Genomic DNA, 17,363 nt, shown 5'->3' with positions numbered 1-17,363 from the left:
CGTCGGCGTGCACCAGCACCGCCTCCGGCGCGGGCAGGGCCGTCCCGACCAACGGCGGGTGCTCGGCGCGTGGGGCGTCGGCGACCGCCTCCGTCGCCCTGAGCCGATCGTCGAGCCGCGCACCCGGTGTTCGGGCGACAGGCCCGCTCGGGTCACCCGCCCGCACCGGTTCTGGCAGGCTGCACCCGAGCGGCGTGCGCGCGTCGCCGGGCGAGGGGCGAGCAACGTGGGCGCAGGAGACCGTCGCTGGACCGACCGCGGCGAGGCCATCGGGCACGGACTGATGTGGTCGGCGCGCTGGAGCACGAGGCTGGCGCTGATCGCGGTCGGCGTCGTCCTGCTGTGGCTGCTCATCGGCAGGATCTGGGTCGTGGTCATGCCGGTCCTGCTGGGCCTGCTCATCACCACCGTCCTCTGGCCGCCCGCCAGGTGGCTGCGCTCGCGCGGCACGCCCCCGGCGCTGGCCGCGTCGATCGTGCTGCTCGTCGGACTGGCCGTCCTCGGCGGTGTCCTGACGCTGATCTCCGTCTCGATCGCCTCCGGCGTCCCGGACATCGCGAGCAGCGCGTCCGACGCCATCCAGCAGGCGCGCGACTGGCTGGCGGGCCCCCCGTTCAACCTCGCCGACAGCAAGCTCGACCAGCTCCTGCAACAGGGCACCGACCAGTTGCAGGCCAGCGTCGGCTCGATCGCGAACGGCCTGATCACCGGCGTCGGGACCGTCACGTCCGGCGTCGTCACCGGCATCCTCGCGCTCCTGCTGGCGTTCCTGTTCGTCAAGGACGGCCCGAGGTTCCTGCCGTGGCTGCGCGGCGTGGTGGGCGACCGCGCGGGCGGTCACCTGACCGTCGTGCTGGACCGCGTCTGGACCACGCTGGGCGACTTCATCCGCACCCAGGCGATCGTGAGCTTCGTCGACGCCGTCCTCATCGGCATCGGGATGGTCGTCCTCGGCGTGCCGCTGGCCATCCCCCTGGCGGCGCTGACGTTCCTGGGCGGCTTCGTCCCGATCGTCGGCGCGTTCATCGCGGGCGCGCTGGCCGTCCTGGTCGCGCTCGTCAGCAACGGCGTCACGGCCGCGGTGATCCTGCTGGTGATCGTCGTGGTGGTGCAGCAGCTTGAGGGCAACGTCCTGCAACCGATCCTCCAGTCCCGCAGCCTCCGCCTGCACGCCGCCGTCGTGCTGCTGGCCGTGACCGCGGGCAGCAGCCTGTACGGCATCGCGGGCGCGTTCCTGGCCGTGCCGGTCGCCGCGACCGTCGCCGTCGTCCTGCGCTACCTGAGCGAGGTCATCGACCGGGGCAGCGCGGTGGAGACCGCCGGGGCCGACGAGCCCCACCTGCCGGGCATGGACGTCCCGGAGAACGACCGGTAGCCGCTGCGCGAGGCGGTCGAGCGCGTCGTCGAGCACCGCCAGGGCCCCGGCGGGGTCGTGGTGGCCCGCGAGGGTGTGCGCGGTGAGGCCGTCGGTCAGCGCCAGGAGCCCGCTCGCCTCCCGCTCGGCGTCGTCCACCGGCAGGGTCTGCACGAGCGGCGCGCGCACCCGCTGGAGCGGGTCGTCCGGGTCGGGCAGCGCGGCGAACGCCTCCGCGACGCGCCGTCCGACCTGCTCGGTCGTGCTGCCCACGCGCATCGGAGCGGTGGGCCTCGGCGAGGGGTGCTGTCCGGGCGGCAGACGGCGCACGTGCTGGGGGCGGACCACAGCCCGAAGATGGTCGCCAAGGCCTCTCCGCGCGCCCGCGAGCGGGACAACGTGGAGGTCCGGTGCGCCGACGCGACCGCGGTCGACCCGGAGCCGGAGGCCTGCTCGCCTCGTTCTCGATCAGCGCCACCCAGGACGTCCCGGCCGTCGTCGACACCGCGCACCGCGCCCTGCGGCCGGGTGGGCGGCTCTTCGCCCCTGACGTGCGCCTGGTCGCCCGTGGCCGGGGCGCTGGGGCGCTCTGCCGGGCGGTGGCGCGCTGGACCGGTGCGGACGCGCTCGACGCCGTGCGCGCCCGGTTCGGCTCCGCCGAGGTCGTGGACGCCCACGGCGCGCCGCTCCCCGCCCTCGCGCCGGTCGTCCTGATCACCGCGACCAGGGACGGGGGCCGCGCGTAGCGGTGGGGCTGGGGTTTTCCGCAGTGCGATCGGGCGGCGCACCTCATGGTGGCGCCGCGCGGCCCGCGCCAGCATGGGTCGCGTGATGATCAAAAGTGTGGTGGCAGCGGTTCTGGCCCTGTCCGGGGCGTTCCCCGTGCTGGGCGAGTGGGTCGACCGGGGGTGGGTGTCCGGTGCGCTGCTCACCGTCGAGGACTCGGGTGGCGTCCGGGCGGACGCCTCGGGCGAGGCGCGGGTCGGTGGGCACTTCCGCATCGGCAGCGTGACCAAGACGTTCGTCGCGACCGTCGTCCTGCAACTCGTGGACGAGGGTCGCGTCGGACTGGACGACCCCGTCGACCGGTACGTGGACGGGGTGCCGAACGGCGCCCGGACGACGGTCCGGCAGGTGCTCAACCACACCAGCGGGCTCTACGACTACGCCCACGAGCAGGGCTGGTCGACCAACCGGTGGCGGGGCGCCGAGCGGTTCCGCGGCTACCGGCCCGAGGAACTGCTGGCGGTGGCCGCGGCGCGGGAGCCGTACTTCGAGCCGGGGGAGGGGTGGCACTACTCGAACACCAACTACGTCGTCGCCGGGATGCTGGTCGAACGGGTGACCGGGCGGCCCTACGGCGACGAGGTGCGGACGCGCGTGCTCCGGCCGCTGGGCCTGGACCACACCACCGTGCCCGGTCACCGGCCGGGGCTGCCGCACCCGCACGCCCGCGGCTACACGACCGTGGACGGGCGGCTGGTCGACGCGACGCTGATGAACCCGTCGCTGGACTGGGCGGCCGGGGAGATGATCTCCACCGCCGACGACCTCACCCGGTTCCTCGACGCCCTGCTCGGCGGCAGGCTGCTCTCGGCGGCCTCGCTGGCCGCCATGCGGGAGACCGTCGACACCGGCACGGTCTTCGCCTACGGGCTGGGGTTGCAGCGCTTCGACCTGCCGTGCGGGCGTTCGGTGTGGGGGCACGGCGGCGAGCTGATCGGCTACCTCACCTACGCCACCCGCGGTGACGACGGCCGCGTGGCCGCGCTGTCGTACAACCCGGTGGGCGAGGGGGTGCCGGGTGAGGACCTGATCGGGCTGTTCGCGTCCGTCCACTGCTGAGCCCGCCCGCGCGGGTGGTCCGAACCTCGGATCACCCGCGCGTTGCCGTGTGCGACGGCGTCGAGCGGGGTACTCCTGGCGCAGCCCGACGTGGCTCCGTCCACCAGTGGACGCGTTGCACCGCCCTGCACCGAAGGAGTTGTCCGATGAACCACCGGCACGGCACCGACAGAAGCTTCGACCTCGACGGCTCACCGCTGGTGACCGGGTCGGTCGCCGACGCGACCGCCCAGCTGCACGCCGAGGTGGAGAGGGCGCTGACCCTGGGCCTGGTGCCGTGGGAGTGCCCGCTGGAGGACCGGGTCGACCTGGCCGCGGTGCGCGTGGGGATCCGCGGCCACCTGGGAGCGGTGCTGACCTCGGCCGTCCTGGAGGACGTCGTGCTGGTGGCGGTGGAGCTGGTCACCAACGCGGTGCAGCACGCCAAGTTCCCGCGACGCCTGCGGATCTCGCGCCGGGCGGGTGCCGTGCGGGTCGACGTCACCGACGGGACCTCCTTCCGCCCGGTCCTGCGCGCGCCGTCCCCCACCCGTGCGAACGGGAGGGGCATCCTGATCGTCCACAAGCTCAGCCGTGCCTGGGGCGTGCTGCCCGGTGTCGGCGGCGGCAAGACGGTGTGGGCGGAACTGGCCGAACGCCCCTAACGGGGGAACGCCCGGCCGGTGTGGGGCGTGGCGGTCGTGGGTAACTCCTGGACATGACAACCTCAACCCCACCGCTGCGCGCCCTGGCCCTCGTGTGCACGCTGTCGCCGTCCCCGGCCGAGTCCAGCAGCCAGCTCATCGCCGACCAGGTGCTGGCCGCGCTGGCCGAGCACGGCGTGACGGGTGAGAGCGTCCGGCTCGTCGACCACGACGTGAAACCCGGTGTGCTCACGGACATGGGGCCCGGTGACGAGTGGCCGTCCATCCGGGAGCGGATGCTCGCCGCCGACGTGCTCCTGATCTCCACCCCGACGTGGGTGGGCCAGCACAGCAGCGTGGCGCAGCGGGCGGTGGAGCGCCTCGACGGCGAACTGTCCGAAAAGGACGACGAGGGCCGCTTGCTGACCTACGGCAAGGTGGGTGTGGTCGCCGTGGTCGGCAACGAGGACGGCACGCACAAGATCAGCGCGGACCTGTTCCAGTGCCTCAACGACGTCGGGTTCACCATCCCGGCGAGCGGTGTGACCTACTGGAACGGTGAGGCCATGCAGGGCGAGGACTACAAGGACCTGGAGAAGACCCCGGACGCGACCGCGTCCGCCACGAAGACCCTCGCCGCCAACGCCGCCCACCTCGCGCGGCTGCTCAAGGCCGAGCAGTACCCGCCGAGCTAGCCGTTGTGACCGACTGGGACGTGGACGGCGCGTCGAGTCGACCGAGCGAGGACCTCTGGGTGGGGTGGACGTCTCCGACGCACCGATCCGCACCCAGAGGTCCTCGCGTGCGCGGTGACGCCCGCACCGCCGTCCACGCCCGCGGACCGGTCGCGATCCGCCGCGCGGCCGGGTGGGCTCGACCACGACGCCCGACGAGCCCACAGCGCCCCCTGGCGGTCGACCACCGGTCGGCCGACCGGCCGTTGACGACGTAGCGAACCACCACGGCCGGGGCGGCCCCGGCTACCGCAGCCGTCCCGCGACGTGGTTCGCCGCGTCGCGCAGGGCTTCGGCGACCGCCCGACGCCCGGTCGACGTCGAGCCGCGGGCGATGCCGTGGGCCATCGTGGTGAACACGACGTCGTGCAGCGGTTTTTGCAGGTGCCAGTAGAGCTTGCCCGCGACGTCGTCCGGGGTGAACGTGATCCTCTGGCGGTAGGCCCCCGGCTCGACGCTCATCTCCAGGACCGTGTCACCGGGCATCCTCATGTCCGCGTGCAGGACCAGGCGGCGGGCGGCGTCGTCGCGGTGCAGCACGGTCCAGAAGTCGACCACGTCGCCGTCGGAGACCTCCGGCGCCCGGCCCCGGTAGAGCCCGACGCCGCCCACGAGGTGGTCCACCGCGCCGCGGACGGTCCAGACCAGGGGGATCGTGTGCCAGCCGGTGGTGCCGCCCAGACCGGTGATGGTGCGCCAGACCTCGTCCGGCCCGGCGGTGGTGGGCACCACCAGCTCGTCGACGAACGGCGCGCCGGTGGCGGCACGGCACGCCGTCGCCGGGAAGGTCGCGCGGATCGCGTTGTCCACGGTGGTCGGACCGCGCGGCGGCGCGGGCAGCACGTCGGTCACGACGCCGTCGGTGGGCTCCAGGTCGTGGTCGAGGGACTCGAACAGCGGCCTGGCGACGGCCGACGGGATCGCCGTCACGACGCCGGTCAGCGCGGCGGCCAACCGGTGCGACCACAGCGGCGCGGGCACGGGCAGCCTCGTGCGCAGGCCGGTCACGCGGGCGTACCGCTGCACGAGGGCCAGGTAGCTCAGCGCCTCCGGGCCGGGCACGTCGAACGTCCCGCGCACCGGCGGCTCCACCTCCGCCGCGGCGAGGAGGTAGTGCACGACGTCCGCGGCGGCGACCGGCCTGCTGGTGTTGCGCATCCACCGCGGGACGGGCACCCACGGCGAGAGCCGGGCGGTGGCGAGCAGGTCGAAGCTGGTCGAGCCGCGGCCGATGATCATGGATGCCTGGAGCGCCAGCGCGGGCACGCTCCCGGCCGTGAGGATGTCACCGACCTCCGCGCGCGAGGCGAGGTGCTCCGACACGTCGTCGGACGTCGGCCGCGGCCCGCCGACGTAGACGACCTGCCGGACGCCCGCCGCCGCCGCTCCCTCCACCAGCACGGTCGCCGCGCGGCGGTCCACGTCGGCGAAGTCGTCGCGCTCCAGCGAGTGCACGAGGAAGTACGCCACCTCGACGCCCGCCAGCGCCTCGCGCACGGCGCGCGGGTCGGTGGCGTCACCCGCGTGGACGGTGACCGGTGCCGGGAGCGGGTCGGACGCGTCGGGCGCTCGCACGAGCGCGCTCACCTCGTGGCCCGCGTCGAGCAGGGCGGGCACCAGGAGCGAGCCGAGGTACCCCGTGGCACCCATGACCAGGCACCGGGTCATGACCCGGCACGCCCGGTCGGGCGGCGGGTGCACCGGGCGGCGGGGCGGGGGAGTCGCATCGGCCCCACGCTAGGGGCAGGTGGACGACCGCGCTGGTCGAGCGCGCGGGGGGACTCGTGCCGTGCCGGCGGTGCGCGCGCCGGCTGCCGGTGCCGCCGCACCGGTGCGGCACCGCCGAGCGGTGGGGTGCGCCAGCAGGTTCGTCTGTTGATTGCTGGTTGTTTCTGATTTGTTCCGTTTACGAATGTCTCATGTTACGTTCGCCACGTCGGCCCCGGACCTGTTCCGGGGCCGGTCACCCCCTGCCGTTCGACCACGTTCTCCACCGCACGGACTCCGCACGCCACCGAAGCCGTCGAGCCGGGGTGGCGCGCCGATCCCGCGCGCCTCCCTGTGCCCGAAGGAGTTCGATGCGCCGCCTCGTCGCTTCCGCGGTGGCCGTGCTGGCCCTGGCCGGTGGCCTGGTCGCCACCGCCGCCACCGCGTCCGCCGTCGTGCCCAAGACACCGCCGCTGACCACGCCGTGGACCAACCAGGTGTCCACGACCAACCCGCTGCCGGAGTACCCGCGCCCGCAGATGACCCGCCCGGACTGGCAGTCGCTGAACGGCGAGTGGCAGTTCCTCAACCCGGCGACCGACGGGGCGGGCGGCGTGAACCGGAACGCGGCGCCGCCGCTGGGGCAGACGCTGCCCGAGCGCGTGCTGGTGCCGTACCCGATCGAGTCGGCGCTGTCCGGGATCATGCGCAACGACAACCGCGACCTGATGTTCTACCGGCGCACGTTCACCGTGCCGCCCGCGTGGAACGGCAGGCGCGTGCAGTTGCACTTCGGCGCGGTCGACTACGAGGCGACCGTGTGGGTCAACGGCACGCAGGTCACCACCCACAAGGGCGGCTACGACCGGTTCGAGGTCGACGTGACGCCGCAGCTCAACGGCGGCACGAACGAGATCGTCGTGCGCGTCTACGACCCGACCGACGGGCGCGGTGAGAAGCAGCCGGTCGGCAAGCAGGTCAACAACCCCAGCGGCATCTTCTACACGCCGTCGTCGGGCATCTGGCAGACGGTGTGGTTGGAGCCCACGGCGGCGACGTCGGTGTTCTCCGTCGACGTCTACCCGAACCTGGCCAACAACACCGCCAGGGTCCGGGTCTTCACCCGCGGCGACACGGCCGGGCACTCCGTGCTGGCCGAGGCGATGGCCGGGTCGACCGTGGTGGGCAGCAGCACCGGCGGGTTCACCGAGTTCTCCGTGCCGGTGCCCAACGCCCGCCGCTGGTCGCCGGACGACCCGTACCTCTACAACCTGCGCGTCTCGCTGCGCAACGCGTCCGGCGCGACCGTCGACCAGGTGGTGAACTACTTCGGCATGCGCGAGGTCGGCACGAAGCTGGTCGACGGCGTGCTCCGGCCGACGCTCAACGGCGAGTTCGTGTTCCAGGTCGGCACGCTGGACCAGGGCTTCTGGCCGGACGGCCTGTACACCGCGCCGACCGACGCGGCGCTGGCGTCGGACCTCCAGAAGCACAAGGACCTCGGCTTCAACATGGTGCGCAAGCACATCAAGGTCGAACCGGCCCGCTGGTACTACCACGCCGACCGCCTCGGGCTGCTGGTGTGGCAGGACGTCCCGTCCACCCCGACGTCCGACGCCAACCGCACCGCCGCGCAGATCGCGCAGTTCGAGACCGAGGCCCGCGAGATCATCGACGAGCACCGGTTCTCGCCCGCCGTCATCACCTACGTGCCGTTCAACGAGGGCTGGGGCGAGTGGAACCTCGCCGACACCCGGCGGGTCACCACGGACCTGAAGAACTACGACCCGACGCGGCTGGTGAACGCCCACAGCGGCTACAACTGCTGCGCCTCCAAGGGAGATCCCGGCACGGGCGACATCATCGACTGGCACGTCTACACCGGGCCCGACGCGCCGCGCCCGTCGGCGACCCGCGTGTCCGCGCTCGGCGAGTTCGGTGGGATCGGGCTGCGCAACCCCGGTCACGAGTACAGCCCGAACGGCCAGTTCTTCGCCTACGAGCAGGTGTCCAGCGCGGCGCAGCTCAACGACCGCTACACCGGCATGGTCCGCGACGTGAAGCAGCTCATGACCACCAAGGGCGTCTCCGCCTACGTCTACACGGAGATCACCGACGTGGAGGGCGAGTACAACGGCCTGCTCACCTACGACCGCCAGGTGCAGAAGGTCGACACCAACCAGGTGCGGGCCGCGCACGCCGACCTGATCGGCGCCTCGCGCAACCTCAACTCCCCGGTGGACCTCACGCTCGGGCACGTCCGGTCGTTCCGGGTGACCACGCCGGGCTTCACCGACCGGTACCTGCGGCACGCCAACTCGGTGGCGCGCACTGACGTCATCAGCGCCGCCAGCGCTGACGGGGACCGCCAGGACGCGTCGTTCCGGACGGTGGCGGGTCTGGCCGACGCGCGCTGCTACTCGTTCGAGTCGGTGAACTTCCCCGGCCGCTACCTGCGGCACGCCGACAGCCGGGTGCGGGTCGAGGCAGGCACGGGCGGTTCGTTCGCCTCGGACGCCACGTGGTGCGCCCGGCCCGGCCTCGCGGCGGGCGGCACGTCGCTGGAGTCGCTGAACTTCCCCGGCTCCTACCTGCGGCACTTCGCCGACAACGCCTACCTGGCGCGCAGCGGCGGGCCCAACGCCTGGGACACCGCGACCGGCTTCGCCGCCGACGCGACGTGGGGGACGACCGACCCGGCCCTGTGGCGCAGTTCCGTGCGGCTGGCCACGAACGTGCGCCAGTCCCTGCGGGTCACCACGTGGGGCTACACCGACCGCTACCTGCGGCACGCCGACAGCCTCGCCTACACGGAGGTCGTGAGCGGCGGCAGCTCCGCGACCCTCAAGGCCGACGCCACCTACACGGTCCGGCGCGGTCTCGCAGACTCCTCGTGCTACTCGTTCGAGTCGGTGAACTTCCCCAACCAGTTCCTCCGGCACGCCTCGGGCCGGGTGCGCAACTCCCCGAACGACGGCTCGGCGCTGTTCCGCGACGACGCCACGTTCTGCGCCCGGCCGGGGCTGAGCGGCACGGGCGTGACCTTCGAGTCGATCAACCAGCCCGGTTCGTTCCTGCGGCACTTCGACTCGCAGGTGCACATCTCCTCCGGTGCCGCCGACTCGGGCGCGGGCAGGCCGCAGACGCTGACCGCCGACAGCAGCTGGACCGTCGCGGCGCCCTGGGCGCCGTAGCACGCGGGCCGTGGTGGTCGGCGTCCCCGACCACCACGGCCCCCTCCTCGCAGTCTCACTCGAACGACGGGAGTTCGACATGTGGCGACGACGCGCTCTGGTCCTGACAACCCTGCTCCTCGCGGCGTTCGGCCTCGGGGGCGTCGCCACGGCGGCGGAGAGCAACGGCGGCACGCGGATCATGCCGCTGGGCGCCTCGATCACCGACGGGTTCACCGTCCCCGGCGGCTACCGGATCTCCCTGTGGCGCACGCTGGCGAACGCAGGCCACCTCGTCGACTTCGTCGGCTCGCAGCGGTCCAGCGGTCCGGCCGACCTGCCCGACCACGACCACGAGGGCCACTCCGGCTGGCGCATCGACGAGGTCGACGCCAACGCGGACGCGTGGGTGCGCGCCGCCGCGCCGCGAACCGTGCTGATCCACCTCGGCACCAACGACGTCGTGCAGGACCACGACGTGCCCGGCGCCCCGGCCCGCATGGGCGCGCTGGTCGACCACATCCGGGCCGCGGCTCCCGGCGCCGACGTGTTCGTCTCCTCGCTCATCCCGCTCGGCGACCCCGTGCTCGAAGCCAGGGCGGCCTCGTTCAACGCCGCCCTGCCCGACGTGGTCCGCGCCAGGGGCGCGCGCGTGCACTTCGTGGACATGCACTCCGCCCTCACCACCGCCGACCTGGCCGACGGCATCCACCCCACCCGCGCGGGCTACGACAAGATGGCCGCCCGCTGGGCCGCCGCCCTCGCCGCCGTCCCCGGCTCGGCCGGCGACGACGGGGCGCCCGTCACCCTGCCCGCGGGCCACCGCTCGCTGCGCGTCACCACGCCCGGCTTCACCGACCGGTACGTCCGCCACCAGAACGCGCTGGGCCGCACCGACCACGTGGACGCGGGCAGTCCCGCGCTGCTCAAGGCGGACGCCACCTGGCGGGTCGTGCCGGGTCTCGCGGGCGGCTGCCACAGCCTGGAGTCCCGCAACTTCCCGGGCCACTACCTGCGCCACCAGAACTCCCGCGTGCGGATCAGCGCCGACGACGGCACGGCCCTGATGCGCGCCGACGCCACGTGGTGCGGCCGTTCCGCGCCGACCGGCGTGCGGCTGAGCGCGTGGAACCTGCCCGGCTCCTACCTCAGGCACGTCAACAGCGAACTCTGGCTGGCGACCCCCGGCGGCTCCAGCGCGTGGGACACCGCGGCCAACCTGGTGCCCGACCTCGGCTGGTCGCTCGACGCGCCCTGGACGCCCTGACCCTCCCGACGACGACGTACCCCACCCGTGCGGAGCGACCGCGGTCGCTCCGCACGGCTCGTCGCGGCACCCCGAGCGCCGCGCCCGCCGTCGTCAAGTCCGGTCGCGACCACGCTCAGCCGGCTCGCCCGAACAATGCGGGATGGCGAAGCGCTCTCATTCCACAATGCGCGCGGTCGCGCAGAGCAATCATTCTTCGTCACTGACAGTGCGTTTGATGGCGCTTGGACGCGCGAGCCCGCTTTTGCTGGTCAAGATGCCCCCGACCAGCGGGATCTGTCTTCCTTATGGCATTACATCACGTGGTGGTCGCCGCCGCCGGTTCACTGGGTTGGAGCATTCACCTCTCGTTCCCCAGCGTGCTAGGTTCCTCGATAGTTCACCCCTCAAAGTAAATTTTTTCGAAGTGAATTCTGTCTTGGTCTTCCGGCGAAACTGTCTCTCCTGCGCATTTGGTGGCGGCCTGGGGAGATGAACAAGGCGGTCGGTGTGGTGTTTTTTGGCGGATTCGGCCCAGCGGTCGTGGCATTCGGCCTAGAAACCTGTGCCGTCGAACGGTGCTTACGATTATCCATATGCTCGTCCAATGTTGTCATTGGCATTCTCAATGACTGGATAATCGATTCGTAGAACCGAAGTGCTCGACGAGAGCGCTGTCGTGCGGTCCGCACGACCTCGACGGCACCGAGCCCGGCACGCGCACGTACCGACCTCGTGGTTACCGCAGCAACCACGAGGTCGCCAAGGACTCCGGAGCGAACGATGGAATACCGCATTCTCGGCCCCCTGGAGGCACGGCACGAGGGAGCCGTCCTGGAGGTCAGCGGCACGCGCCAGATGACCGTCCTCGGCCTGCTCCTGGTGGAGGCCAACCGGATCGTGCCCGTGGACCGCCTCGTGGACGGGGTGTGGAACGAGGCGCCCCCGGTCACCAGCCGCAGCCAGATCCACATCTGCATCTCCTCGCTCCGGCGGCAGCTCTCCGGCGGCCGGGACCTCGTCGACACCTGCGCCCCCGGCTACCGCCTGCGCGTGGCGGAGGGCGAACTGGACCTGCACACCTTCGAGGCGCACGTGGCCGCCGCCCACGCGGCCGTCGCGGACGGCGCCCCGCAGCGCGCGGCGACCGAGTTGCGGTCGGCCCTGTCCCTGTGGCACGGCCCCGCGCTCGCGGGCGTCGGCAGCAGGCTCCTGCGGGGCGTGGCCACCGCGCTGGACGACCGGCGGCTGGCCGTGCACGAGGAGTGCCTGGAACTGGAACTCGCGCACGGCCTCGGGGCCCCGCACGAACTCGTCGGCGAGCTGACCGCCCTGGTCGCCGCCCGCCCGCGGCGCGAGCGCCTGCTCGTCCTGCTGATGACCGCCCTGTACCGGGCGGGCAGGCAGGCCGAGGCGCTGGAGGAGTACCGCAGGGCCCGCGCGCGGTTCGTCGGCGAACTGGGCATCGAGCCCGGCGAGGAGCTGCGCGGCCTGTACCAGCGCATCCTCGTGCACGACCCCGCCCTGTCCCGGCCCGCCGAGCCGAGGCCGATCCCGGTCAGGAGCAGGGGACCGCGCCACCTCCCGGCCGACATCGTCGACTTCACCGGCCGCAGGCGCAGCCTCGAACGCCTCCTCGGGGTGTCCGAGCCGAGGGACGGGACCGCCGTCCCCACGGTCGTGGTCACGGGCCGGGGCGGCGTCGGCAAGACCACCCTGGCGGTGCACGCCGCCCACCGGCTCGCCCCGGACTTCCCCGACGGGCAGCTCTTCGCCAGGCTGTCGCACGACGGCGTGCCGGAGGACCCCCACGACATCCTCGGCCGGTTCCTGCGCGCGTACGGCTTCGCCGACCAGGACATCCCCGACGGCGCCGAGGAGCGGGCGGGGACCTTCCGCGACCACATGGCCGACCGGCGCGCCCTGGTCGTCCTCGACGACGCGGTCTCGGAGAGCCAGGTGTTCCCCCTGCTGCCGGGCACGTCGCTGTGCCGGGTGGTCGTCACGTCCCGCCAGCCGCTCGCCGGGCTCCCCGCCGCCGTGCGCGTCCGGCTGACCCCGTTCACCGAGAGCAGCGCGCTGGAACTCGCGGGCCGCATCGCGGGGCGCGCCAGGATCGACGCCGACCGCGGCGCCGCGACCGCGCTGAACGAGGCGTGCGGGTACCTGCCGCTCGCCCTGCGCCTGGCCGCCGCCCGCCTGGCCTCGCACCCGCACTGGACGGTCGCGGACATGATCAGCAGGCTCGACAGCGGGTCGAGCTGGCTGGACGACCTGGAGGACCAGACCGGCGTGCACCCCGCGTACGCGGGCCTGTCCTCGGAGGCCCGCCGCCTCTTCCGGCTGCTCCCGCTCGTCGAGGCGGCGGACTTCGCGTCGTGGGTGGGCGCGCCGCTGCTGGACGTCAGCGTGGCGCGGTCGGAGGCGCTGCTCGACGAACTCGCCGACGCCGACCTCGTGGTCGTCCGCCCCCACACCGACGGCACGCGCTACTGGGTCCCCGGCTGGATCCGCGGCTTCGCCCGCCGACGCCAGGCCGAGGAGGGCGAGGAGTCGGTGAGGAAGGCGTTCGAACGGCTGCTGGGCGCGCTGCTGCACCTGTCGGAGAAGGCCCACCGGCACCAGGGCGGCCACCACCTGCAACTGGCGGGCAACGGGGCGAGCCGGTGGGAGCTGCCCGGCTCGCTGTCGGAACGGCTCGTCGCGGACTCGGCGGGCTGGTACACCCGCGAGCGGTCCTGGGTGCTGACCGCGGTGCGGCAGGCGACCACCGCCGGTTTCGCCGAGCACGCCTGGGGGTTGGCCATGTGCACGGTCACGTTCGCCGAGGTCTGACCGCCCGGTTCAGATCCGGTCCGCCGCCGCGGCCTGCGCGCCCAGGACGGAGTGCAGCAGCACGTTCGCGCCGTGCACGAGGTCGAGCGGGTCGGTGTCCTCGCCCGGCGCGTGGCTGATGCCCCTCTTGCTGGGCACGAAGATCATGCCGATGGGGGCCACGAGCGCGACGATCTGCGCGTCGTGCCCGGCCCCGCTCGGCATGGTCAGGTGCGCCAGGCCCAGGGTGTCGGCCGCGCCCCTGACCGCGTCCCGGAGCGGGGGAGCGGTCGACACCGGGCGCGACCGCATGGACGCCCGCACGTCGACGGTGCACCCGGAGGCCGCCGCCACCCGCGCGCACTCCTCCCGCACGTCGGCCTCGCCCCGGACCAGCCTGCCGGGATCGGTGTCGCGGACCTCCACGGTCAGCCGCACGGTGCCCGTGATCGTGTTGGTGACGTTGGGGTGGGCCTCCAGGTAGCCCGTGGTGGCCGTCGCGCACACGGCCCGCTCGGTGGCGGCGCGCTGCACGGCGAGCACGATCTCGGCGGCGGCGACCATCGCGTCCCGGCGGTCGGCCATGGGCGTGGTGCCCGCGTGCTGGGCCTCGCCCACCACCTCGACGTCGAGGATCGTGCGCCCGACGATCCCGTCCACGACGCCGATCGGCACGCCGAGGCGTTCGAGCGAGGGCCCCTGCTCGATGTGCAGCTCCAGGTAGGCGGCGATGTCGCCGGGCGGCCACGCCGCGTCCTGGAGCCGCTCGGGCGAGCCGCCCGCCCTGGTGAGGTACGCGCTGACCGGCCGCCCGGCCCTGTCCTCGGCGGCGAGGCCGTCCTCCAGCGAGCCGCACAGCGCGCGCGACCCCCAGAACGGGGTCTGGATCAGCGCGCCCTCCTCGTTGGCGAAGGCGACGGCGACCATCTCGACGGGGAGGTCGACGTCGTGCTCGTGCAGGACCTGGAGCACCTCCAGCGCGGCGATCACGCCGTAGGCGCCGTCCAGCCGCCCGCCCTGCACCACGGTGTCCACGTGCGAGCCGACCAGCAGCACGGGCGCCGCCCCGCGCCGGGTGTGCGGGCGGTGGAGCAGCAGGTTGCCCGCCGGGTCGGTCTCGGTCTCCAGGCCCGCCTCGGCGCACAGGTCCCGCAGGTAGGCCATGGCCGCGTTCTCCTGGGCGCTGAGCCCGAGCCTGGTCACGCCGCCCGCGGGGTCGGCGCCGATCTTCCCCAGCTCCTCCAGCCGGCCGAGCAGCCTCTCGCCGTCGACCCTGAGCCCGGCGTGGCCCTCCAGGACACCGTCGACCGGTCCGCGTGCCTGGAGATTCTGCTTGGGCATAGCTCTTCCTCCCGTTCGCCGGGCGAATCGCCGGCGGGACAGCGCAGACGTGTCTCCGGTCTGCCCGGACGGCAACAGTGTGGTCGGTCTCGCTACTGGTGGGCTTTCGTCGCGCGATGCACCACCTATTCGACGCTCCGACCGTCGTGAATAGTCGCCCCCGCGGCCGGTTCGGGTGGTCGTCCTCGGGGTGCCGGCACGGCCTGTGATCAGGAGAGATGGTGTTCGGATCGCTCCATCGCGGGTCTATCGCCCGCACCGCGAATCTTTCCCTTCGGAGCTATTGCTATTTCCTTGCTATCGCGGCTCCATCGTTCGACCTTTGATGGCGGGTGGTCTGTTGACCCGCTCGATTGCGGCTCCCTAGTGTTCCGTCTCGACCCCTTTGGCGAAAACGGCCGTAAATACTGATCGGCAGGAAAGGGAATACTCATGGGAAGCCTCCACAAGGACAGGCAGACACCTGCCCCTGCGGTACTGCGCGCCCGTGCCGACCAGCGGGGTCCGCTCTCGTACGGCCAGCAGCGGCTCTGGTTCCTCGACCGCTGGCTGGCGGGCAGCCCCGTGTACAACATGCCCGTCACGCTCCGGTTCACCGGCGCGGTGGACGTCGACCGGCTCACCGCGGCCGTCAGCTCCGTGGCCGCCCGCCACGACGTGCTGTTCACCGTGTTCGAGGACGGTCCCGACGGCCCCCGCCAGCGGGTGTCGGACCGGCGCGAGCTGGCCTGCCCGACCACCGACCTGACCGGGCTGGGCGCACAGGCCCCGGCGCGGGCACGGGAACTGGTCGAGCAGGACGCGCGGCGGCCGTTCGACCTCGCCGAGGGGCCGGTGCTCCGCGCCCAGGTGCTGCGCCTGGCCGAGGACGCGCACTGGCTGCACCTGACGTTCCACCACATCGCCTGCGACGGCTGGTCGCTGGAGGTCTTCCAGCGCCAGCTCGTGGAGGCCTACCGGACCGGGGCCGCGCCGACCGAGCCGCCCGCCGTCCAGTACGCCGACTACGCGCTCTGGCAGCGCGAGGTGATGGAGGGCCCGGCCACGGCCCGGTCGCTGGAGGCGTGGAGCCGCGCCCTGGACGGCGCGCCCGCCGTCCTCGACCTCGGCGCCGACCGCCCCCGACCCGCCGAGCTCAGCTACCGCGGCGGCACCGAGCACGTGACCCTGACCGACGTCCCCCTCGCCGCGCTGGAGAAGTTCGCCGCCGACGAGGGCGTGACCCCGTTCGTCACGCTGGTCGCCGCCTTCCAGGCTCTCGTCGCCCGGCACTCCGGCAGCGACGACGTCGTGATCGGCTCCCCGACGGCGGGCCGCGGTCCGGCCGCCCTGGAGGAGCTGGTCGGCTTCTTCGCGGACTCGCTGGTCGTCCGCACCAGCCTGGCGGACGACCCGACGTTCCGCGAACTCGTCTCCCGCACCCGCGCCGACGTCCTGGACGCCCTGTCGCGCAGCCGGACGCCGTTCGACGTGGTGGTGAACCACCTGCACCCCGAGCGCGACCTCAGCTACAGCCCCGTCGTGCAGGTCGTCTTCGCCCTGCACGAGGAGGACGACGCCGCGGTCCTCGACGACGGTGTCGTCCTCGAACGCGGCAGCGTCCCCACCGGCACCGCGAAGTACGACCTCACCTGGTCGGTCTTCCGCGGCGCCGAAGGGCTGCGGCTGGAGGTCGAGTACTCCACCGACCTGTTCGACGTCGAGACCGTGCGGGCCCTCGTCGGCCACTGGGAGACCCTGCTGCGCCGGGTCGTCGCCGAGCCCGACCGCCCGCTCAGCGAGGTCGACCTGCTCTCCGCCGAGGAGGCGGAGCTGGTGGCGTCGTGGTCCGGTGTGGAGGAGCGGTTCCCGGCCGCGACCGTGCACGGGCTCGTGGCGCACCGCGCCGCCGAGCGACCGGACGCCGTCGCCGTGTCCGGTGCGGGCACGACGTGGACCTACGCGGAGCTGGAGCGGCGCTCCTCGGCGCTGGCGCGGCGGCTGCGCGGACTGGGCGTGGGGCCGGAGGTCTGCGTCGGGGTGTGCCTGGAGCGCTCGCCGGACATGGTGGTGGCGTGCCTCGCGGTGCTGAAGGCGGGCGGCGTGTACGTGCCGCTCGACACGGCGTTCCCCGCCGACCGCATGTCGTTCATGCTCGACGAGGTCGGCGCGAAGACCGTCCTCGTCCACCCGCCGACCGCCGCCGCCGTGCCCGAGGGGCCGTGGCAGGCCGTCGACGTCGAGGAGGCGGTGGCCGACGACGGTGCCGCGCTGCCCGAGGTGGCACCCGACAACGCCTGCTACGTGATCTTCACGTCGGGGTCGACCGGCCGTCCGAAGGGGACGACGGTGACGCACCGGAACGTGGTGCGGCTCATCGACGGCGTGCGCGAGAACCTGCCCCTGGGGCAGGACGACGTGTGGACCCTGTTCCACAGCTTCGCCTTCGACTTCTCCGTCTGGGAGATGTGGGGCGCGCTGACCACCGGCGGCCGTCTCGTGGTCGTGCCGTACGCGGTCAGCCGGGACGTGGAGGCGTTCCACGCG

General features: G+C 73.1%; 11 protein-coding genes. 9 read left to right on the top strand and 2 right to left on the bottom strand.

The window, feature by feature from the left end; genetic code table 11:
- The first annotated feature begins 226 nt into the window (after positions 1-226).
- From VFZ92_RS24620 to VFZ92_RS24600, 5 genes are all read left to right on the top strand, one after another.
- The gene (locus VFZ92_RS24620) at positions 227-1,375 is read left to right on the top strand and encodes an AI-2E family transporter (protein WP_330878389.1); all 1,149 of its coding nucleotides are present in this window, start codon (positions 227-229) and stop codon (positions 1,373-1,375) included.
- 389 nt (positions 1,376-1,764) lie between these two features.
- Positions 1,765-2,100 (top strand): hypothetical protein, encoded by a 336-nt coding sequence (locus VFZ92_RS24615; RefSeq protein ID WP_330878388.1) that lies wholly within the window; start codon positions 1,765-1,767, stop codon positions 2,098-2,100.
- Between the two features lie 97 nt (positions 2,101-2,197).
- A complete protein-coding gene (locus VFZ92_RS24610; protein WP_330878387.1) occupies positions 2,198-3,199 on the top strand; it encodes a serine hydrolase domain-containing protein in 1,002 nt (333 codons plus the stop codon).
- Positions 3,200-3,345: 146 nt separating this feature from the next.
- A complete protein-coding gene (locus VFZ92_RS24605) occupies positions 3,346-3,843 on the top strand; it encodes an ATP-binding protein (protein ID WP_330878386.1) in 498 nt (165 codons plus the stop codon).
- Between the two features lie 53 nt (positions 3,844-3,896).
- On the top strand, positions 3,897-4,517 hold the full coding sequence (locus VFZ92_RS24600; RefSeq protein ID WP_330878385.1) for a flavodoxin family protein: 621 nt from the start codon (positions 3,897-3,899) through the stop codon (positions 4,515-4,517).
- 285 nt (positions 4,518-4,802) lie between these two features.
- Here VFZ92_RS24600 and VFZ92_RS24595 read toward each other — a convergent pair whose 3' ends face one another.
- Positions 4,803-6,206 (bottom strand): DUF2867 domain-containing protein, encoded by a 1,404-nt coding sequence (locus VFZ92_RS24595; RefSeq protein WP_330878384.1) that lies wholly within the window; start codon positions 6,204-6,206, stop codon positions 4,803-4,805.
- A gap of 428 nt (positions 6,207-6,634) precedes the next feature.
- On the opposite strand from VFZ92_RS24595, the gene VFZ92_RS24590 reads away from it, so the two are divergent.
- The 3 genes from VFZ92_RS24590 to VFZ92_RS24580 all read left to right on the top strand — a co-directional run bounded on the left by VFZ92_RS24590 (position 6,635) and on the right by VFZ92_RS24580 (position 13,517).
- A complete protein-coding gene (locus VFZ92_RS24590; RefSeq protein ID WP_330878383.1) occupies positions 6,635-9,457 on the top strand; it encodes an AbfB domain-containing protein in 2,823 nt (940 codons plus the stop codon).
- Between the two features lie 79 nt (positions 9,458-9,536).
- Entirely contained in the window at positions 9,537-10,703 is a 1,167-nt protein-coding gene (locus tag VFZ92_RS24585) for an AbfB domain-containing protein (protein WP_330878382.1), read from the top strand.
- A 762-nt stretch (positions 10,704-11,465) separates the two neighbouring features.
- Entirely contained in the window at positions 11,466-13,517 is a 2,052-nt protein-coding gene (locus VFZ92_RS24580; protein ID WP_330878381.1) for an AfsR/SARP family transcriptional regulator, read from the top strand.
- A gap of 9 nt (positions 13,518-13,526) precedes the next feature.
- Here the strand turns inward: VFZ92_RS24580 and VFZ92_RS24575 are convergent, their stop codons facing one another.
- Complete coding sequence (locus VFZ92_RS24575; protein ID WP_330878380.1) at positions 13,527-14,837, bottom strand: Zn-dependent hydrolase; 1,311 nt, start codon at positions 14,835-14,837, stop codon at positions 13,527-13,529.
- A gap of 432 nt (positions 14,838-15,269) precedes the next feature.
- On the opposite strand from VFZ92_RS24575, the gene VFZ92_RS24570 reads away from it, so the two are divergent.
- Positions 15,270-17,363, top strand: a 2,094-nt coding sequence (locus tag VFZ92_RS24570; RefSeq protein ID WP_330878379.1) for a non-ribosomal peptide synthetase, incomplete at its 3' end; no start/stop codon positions are given.

Origin of the sequence: Umezawaea sp. (assembly GCF_036375055.1) — a bacterium.
In the GTDB taxonomy this organism is placed as follows: Bacteria; Actinomycetota; Actinomycetes; order Mycobacteriales; family Pseudonocardiaceae; genus Umezawaea.
The sequence above is the reverse complement of the archived record's forward strand: the minus strand, read 5'-3'. Positions and strand labels throughout refer to the sequence as shown.